Raw genomic sequence first — 7,440 nt, 5'->3', positions numbered from 1 at the left:
CTTCGGCAATCGAAAAAGACGCTTCGAGCCGATTTTGTGATTGTTCGTTAAGATAATGGGACTGGGGAATCGAAACGGATTTCAACGATTGCAGCAAATCCGTGAGACAAATCCTGTCTTGTCGCATCTAAGTTGCGAGGCGATTTGGCAAAGAATGCCGATCATTCCTTTGTTACCCATTCTTTTGGCTCCATTGGACCTGCTTGGCCCCTATGTTTCGTGCTCCTGCAAATCGACGACGAAAGCGTTCGGCACACCGCCGAGCCGCTCGTTTTCAGCAGCTGGAAAAGCGAAACTTGCTAGCAGCAGCCCCCTTGGGAGCAACAGAGCTCGATACTGGTGAATTTCTGCTTGGCCGGGTCGCGGTCACGCCTATCTTTTTCGAGAGCGACGGCAGTATTGATGCCCAGTCCCAAAACTGGACGCCAACTGAAATCGACGAGATGCTGGCCAAGATCAGCGAAGGGGTGAATTGGTGGGCCGAGACCCTTGATGGGTTTGATAGCGTCCATTCGCTCGAATTCGTGATCGACGATACTTACGCCAAGAACCCGGTCGAAACCCCGTACGAGCTGATCGATCGCAATAGCGAGGGTTTTGAACTGGCCTTGAGCGGATTTATGGATTCGCTTGACTACCCCGGATCGTCCGCACTGCAAAACGCGGTTTTGGCGTTCAACCACGACCAGCGAGAGAAGCTGGCGACCGATTGGTCCTTTACCATCGTCGTCGTCGATTCGTCGGATGATATCAATCCGTCCACCGGCCAACACGATGGCTTCTTCGCTCCCGGCGGTTACTTTTCGGGGGCGTTTGCCTTTTCAGGTGGCTTGTTTATGGTCACGCTGTCGACCCGTCCGGCATCGACTATCACCCACGAAATGGGACACATCTTCTGGGCTCGCGACGAGTACCCCGGTGCTGGATCGTGGACCGATCGACGCGGCTACTACAACACTCAGAATTTAAATGCGTCGGATAACCCCACGGGCGGATTTGTCCAAGAAGACAGCATCATGCGAGGCGGTTATCCGCTCTCCGTCGCCTACGAAAACCACACCAGCCCCGCTTCGACGCTGGCAATGGTCGGTTGGCAGGACAGCGACAATGATGGCATTTTTGACGTTGCCGATGTACCGCTAAATCTTCAGGGCGTGGGTTACTTTGATGCCTCGACCTCTACCTACCATTTTGATGGCACGGCCAATGCCGTCGCGCTTGCAAACCAAAACTCCGAAGGGCCGCAAAGCGACATCACCTTGAATCGGGTCAGCGAACTGCAATACCGGCTCGATGGGGGTGCTTGGATTGTTGCGTCGACCCCCGATCAACAGGTCGTCGATTTTGATTTGCAGATCGTGATTGACCAAGCGTTTTCGACCATCGATTGGCGGGCCATCGACGTCAACACCACCGTGACCAGCAACATCGTCGAGGGGACCATCAAGTCGCCTGCGATTTCCGCCGCCAGTATCACCGGGTATGTTTTTCTAGACGAAGATGACAACTCGATCCGTGCTGGATCAGAGCCGTTGATGAGCAACGTCTCGGCAACGCTGCGAAATGCGGATGGAACTCCGTTGTTTTCCGGTGAAGTGCATGCGAACGAGCTGCCTGATGGCTATATCGCTAGTGGCAACGTTACCGGTGTCACGTTGACCAACCAGGGTTTTTCGTACCAACGCCAGCTCGGCGTGTTCGAGTCACCGATTGCTAGCAACCAGAAGTTCTTTCAGTCGTTCGACGCACAGGTCATCGTGTGGAGCGAGCAGTGGAACGCAAACAATGTTTTCATTGCTAAATTCGACCAAGACGTTGGTGAAGTGAACCTGCAGATTTGGGGTGCCAACGCAGGATCGGTTAGCTACGGGCGTATCGAAGCGTACGATCGCAACGGACAACTGATCAAACGGGTGACCAGCGACGCGGTTTCCTACGGCAAATCGACCGAGCTGACTATCCAGGACGCAGGGGGCGAAATCGCCGAGATTCGTGCGTTCGGACATGCGAATTCCTCGATTGCCATCTCGGACCTGAGCTTTGGATTTGACGATCAAATCACGACCAACGGATCGGGAGCGTTGCAGTTCAGTCATCTTCCCGATGGGGACTACGTGCTAGAGCTTGCGGCGACAAAATTGATCTACGCGTTCGACGATCCGGCCCCTGCAATTCAGGTGACCAATGGTGCAAGCGACGATGTGGTGGTCATCGCCAGCCGCGTCACCAGCCCTCGACACAACGCCAATATGCCGGGAGACGTGAACCGAGACCAAATCGTCACCGCGCAAGACGCGTTGGTGATCATCAACGATTTAAACATCAATCGACCGCGAACGCTTGGTGCTAGCGAAACCGCGGGCCCGTCGATTGATGTCAACAACGATGGGGATGTCACCGCGTTGGACGCGTTATTGGTGATCAATGCGCTGTCATCCAACGGAAACGCGGACGGCACGGATTCGGGCGGCACGGATTCGGACGGCGAGTCAGAGTTGGGCGAAGGCGAAGCGAAAACAAGCGAGCTAGCTGCCGAGCAAGATTCGGGAGCCCAGCAAAATTCGCAAGCCGAGCAAGGGTTTGAGCCATCCATTGCCTCTCGAGACCGAGCGCTCGCCCAGTGGCCAAGCCACGTTCGCGCGGCTGCGGACGCCCCCCCGCTGGAATTTTCCCCGGATCGCGTCGCTGGCGACGCTCTGGAACGCTCCGGCGTCAAAAAACTCAATACCCCACCAATGATGGTACCGTCTGTGGAACCGAGCAAAATACTTCCTATGTCCGAAGAAATCTCCGAAAAGTTCCCCCAGAATTTAGTTGTCAATGAAAAGTCGCTAAGCACAATGGGGTCCGAGTCGATGGAACTGGGCTCCTTGACTGGAACCGATCCCCCCTTATCGACCCCCGCAATCTGACGAGCCGAAATTATTTTCCGACAGAAAAATCGGAACCTTTTGAATATTGCGATCTCTAACCGACAACATAGTGTCGCTAGCCCGCATAGATTGCCCTGGATGTTGATAAGTTAGGAACGCCAGATAAGATAGGCTGGTTCGCATGTTTTTTCGACTTGGTCACTCTATGTCGATCTAATTCCAAGCTTGAACCGAATCACTTGACTGTGTCAGTCGTGTTCGGCATCGAGTTTTCCCCAAAAATCTCCTTCATCTTCCTGAGAAAAACAGATGAAACATCTGCGTCACTTGCTCCGTCGCTCCGGATGGCTGAGGGCCGACAAACGTTCCAACGATCAAGTCCAACGTGGTCAAAAGCCCACGCGACGTTTGAGCAGCGAAGCGCTTGAGCGACGGGAACTTCTCGCAGGCGACTTTGCAGCCGCTCATAATTACTTTCTCGCCAATGACGTCGACAACAACATGCGGGTCACCCCCATGGACGCGTTGACGGTCATCAATCACCTCAACCGCAACGGTGGCAATTCTTCGGAAGTCGGGCAAGGCGAAGAGATCAAGGCGTTTGTGGACGTCAATGGTGACAATCGCGTGACCGCGGCGGACGCGTTGTCGGTAATCAACACGCTCAACCGCATGGGCGAAGGCGCTGGCGAACCGTTGCTTGAAGTGCAATTGAGCGCTCGCGACGGCAGCAGTGCTGAGTTGGTCCGCGACAGCAACGGCGCCTACAACGTTGCAGTCGGGCAAGTATTTGAGTTGGAAGTGGGATATTTGGACCTTCGTGAAGACAAGGTCTTCACGTTGCCCACCGGAACCCCGGGTCAAACCGTTGACGTTCGCTTCCGCCAAGGCGTATTCCAGCTTGTCGCGGACATCGGCGTTTCCGGTGCTACCAATGCGCCTAGCCTGATCACCCCGATCATTGCCGAGACGCAGCAGATCAAGATCGGCCAACAGATCGACGATCCGACTCAAACTCTAGCGTTGGAAGTGACGCTGACTTCGGCCACCGGCCAGGTTAGCACCAACACCGCAAGAATTGCCGCAACCGATTTCACCGCGGACCCGACCGGCACGCTGACAGCCGCTTTGGAAACGCTCGAGGACGCCAATGGGTTGTTCCTCGATGCGGGCACCACGGTCCAAGTCACCCGTCTGCCATCGGCCGACCCTGATGACTTCTTTTTGCAGGTTCGCTTTGGCGGCAACGACGCGATCGGCGTGAACCAGCCGACCATTAGAGTCCAACCTGTGATCAGCATCCCTGGCGTGGGTGAATTTCCCTACAACGCCGCTGCGGTGACGAACCAAGAATTCCGCACCGACAATGTGCTGCAAGGCGTCGATAGTAGCGGAACCGCAATTGGCCAGCGTTACGACATCGATTACGAAAGCCGCTCGCTACCCAACCCCAATGGCGGCTCGTTCGAATTCCTTAACAACCGCCCTGCGATTGGATCGTTTGATCCCAATACAGCCGATCCAGCCGAAGTGTTTAACGACATCGGTGGATTGGGTCCGGTCATCGCTGGCGGGGTTCCCGAAGCCAACGGTGGCGATGAAGACACGCTGGACAACGTCTTTGACGCCCTCAGCATCCCTGTCTTTATCAACGCTCCGGTCCAAGGTTTGACCTTTGAAGTGACTCCGGGTGAAGACAGCAACGGCGAATCGTTCTTGATCTACGGGTTCTTGGAAGAGCCCGATGAGCAAGGCAACGACAATTCGCGTCCAGTACCGCTGGATCAAGTTCGCTTTGACGCCGACGCCCGATTCGTGATCAACGCGACCGTCGACGGTGCTCCGGTGACTCCGACCGTTTCGGTGGCCGTATCGCCAGCGGCGGTCAATGAAGACGGCAACAATGCATTGAATTACACCTTCACGCGAACCGGCGCTACCACAGACGCCTTGACCGTGGACTACACCGTCAGCGGAACCGCCACGTCAGGAACCGATTTCACCGCACTTTCGGGCACGTTGACCATTCCTGCAGGGCAAGCCTCGGCAACCGTCAGTGTCGATCCAACGGATGACGACACCGTCGAGCCGGATGAGACCATCGTTCTAACGGTCACCGACACTGCAAGCTATGACGTCGGCGCCTCGGCCACTGCGACCGGAACGATCACCAACGACGACGTCGCCACCGTCACTCCGGTTGTCACCGTAGCAGTCAACCCTGCGGCGGTGAACGAGGATGGATCGGGAACGTTGATCTACACATTCACCCGCTCGGGTGCGACCACGGACGCATTGGCAGTCAGTTACACCGTCGGCGGAACGGCGACGTCCGGCACCGACTTCACTGCACTTTCGGGCACCGTTACCATTCCTGCGGGACAATCCTCCGCGACGGTCAGCGTCAATCCAACTGACGATTCGGTCGTCGAACCGGACGAAACCATTATCTTGACGATTACCGACACGGCGACCTACGACGTCGGTGCTGCAGGTTCGGCGACGGGTACGATCACCGACGACGACACGGCTACTGCGACGCCAGTGGTTACCGTAACGGTGAATCCTACGGCCGTAAACGAAGATGGATCGGGAGCACTGGTCTACACGTTTGCTCGAACCGGTGCCACCACGAATGCGTTGGCAGTGACCTACACGGTCAGCGGGACAGCGACCTCCGGCACCGATTTCACGGCGCTCTCGGGAACGGTCACGATTCCTGCAGGACAGTCGTCCGTCACGCTCAGCGTCAACCCGACCGATGATTCCGTCGTTGAACCAGACGAAACCATCATCCTCACGATCACCGACACCGCGACCTACGATGTGGGTGCAGCCGGTGCGGCGACCGGGACGATCACCAACGACGATACGGCCCCGGTCACTCCGGTGGTCACCGTTGCGGTAGCTCCGTCAGCAGTCAACGAAGATGGCTCGGGCACCTTGGTCTACACGTTCACACGTACCGGCGCTACGACCTCTGATCTGACGGTGAACTACACCGTCAGCGGCACTGCCACATCGGGAAGCGACTTCACCGCACTCTCTGGCAGCGTGACGATTCCCGCTGGTCAATCTTCGGCGACCGTGAGCGTCAACCCAACGGACGATACTGTCGTTGAACCTAACGAGACAATCATTCTGACCGTGGTCGACACAGCGTCTTATGACGTGGGTGCCGCAGCAGCTGCGACAGGAACGATCACCAACGACGACCAAGTGGTTGTGAACCCGGGAACAATCTCGCTATCGCCCGCAACGCTTTCGGTTGGTGAAGGTGGAGCGTTTGCGACCTTCACCGTTACTCGTACCGGCGGCAGCGACGGCGCGGTTTCGGTTGTGTTCGCCACGTCCAACGGCACTGCAATCTCAGGAGCCGATTACACCGGAAAGACCGAGACGGTCACGTTTGCCGATGGCGACAGCGCGACGAAAACCATTACCGTATCGATCATCGACGACACCGTCGACGAGCCGAACGAGACATTCAACGTCACGATTTCCGGAGCTACCGGCGGTGCCGTGCTCGGTGCGAGTGCGTCCGCAGTCACGATCATTGACAACGACCCAACCGATCCAGGAACCGGATCGACCGTTGCCGGATCGATCTTTGTCGATGAAGTTGAAAACCTTAACGAAGTCATCAAATCGGGAGGTTCGGTTGCTCCGTTCCGCGATGGAATCAAGGACGCCGGCGAATCGGGCTTGTCCGGAGTTCGAGTCGAACTTCGCACCGCATCGGGTGAACTTGTCGCAACCGCCTTTACCGACATGAACGGAAGCTATCGCTTCACCGGGGTGACCCAAGGTTCGTATCGGATTCACTTCGGCGTTTCGACGGCGAACACCTTCCTGTCGGGAAGCAATCACGTTCCGGTTACGGTCGGTGCCAGTGGTAGCAACGTCGCTGCGACCAACCTTCCGGTCCTCGGATTGTCAGCATCGATGTCCAACTTGGATATCTTGGCGTCGAGCTACTTGCGAGGCAACACGGATGCAGCCAGTGCGTCCAACAATGGACGACGTGGTGGATCGGTGGCCCTCGATGCCTCGGGCAACCAAATCTTCTTTATGGCGGCCGAAGGCTTTGACAATGTCGACTACAGCGAATTGCTGCTCAACGCGAACCGAGACGCAGCGATTTTGACGATTGTCGATGGAACCGAAATCAAGACGGCTCTGTTGGACGAGAACGACTTTGTCATTAGCCGCGATGGAACGGCATTGCAGTTCTTTGGTGGCGTTGAAGAGCTCGGCTTTGTCAGCACCTCGAATCCATTGACCTCGCAAGGCTTTAGTCAAGCAGCGATTGATGCCCTCTTCAGTCGAGCTGCAGGAATCGCTAACAGCAACTAGCCGCTAGCACCTCCGTTATCGCTTGAACATAAGCCCTGATTGGTTTCGCCAGTCAGGGCTTTTTTTCGTGCATGAAAACGGCATAAACGCCGTCTGAGCGGCGCTGGACCGTGTCGACAAACGGTTGCCATGCTTCCCCCACCTCCCGAAGGCCAAGCTGACTTGTGATAAAACTTGGCGAGGGCTGAATCCTCAACGGTTGTCCAGGCGG

General features: G+C 56.4%; 2 protein-coding genes. Both read left to right on the top strand.

Annotated elements, in window-relative coordinates:
* The first annotated feature begins 212 nt into the window (after positions 1 to 212).
* Positions 213 to 2,912 (top strand): dockerin type I domain-containing protein, encoded by a 2,700-nt coding sequence (locus tag ABEA92_RS08340; RefSeq protein ID WP_345683362.1) that lies wholly within the window; start codon positions 213 to 215, stop codon positions 2,910 to 2,912.
* Between the two features lie 270 nt (positions 2,913 to 3,182).
* On the top strand, positions 3,183 to 7,229 hold the full coding sequence (locus tag ABEA92_RS08335; protein WP_345683361.1) for a Calx-beta domain-containing protein: 4,047 nt from the start codon (positions 3,183 to 3,185) through the stop codon (positions 7,227 to 7,229).
* The last annotated feature ends 211 nt before the right edge of the window (positions 7,230 to 7,440 follow it).

The sequence above is a fragment of the Novipirellula caenicola genome, from assembly GCF_039545035.1.
Classification (GTDB): Bacteria; Planctomycetota; Planctomycetia; order Pirellulales; family Pirellulaceae; genus Novipirellula; species Novipirellula caenicola.
The sequence above is the reverse complement of the archived record's forward strand: the minus strand, read 5'-3'. Positions and strand labels throughout refer to the sequence as shown.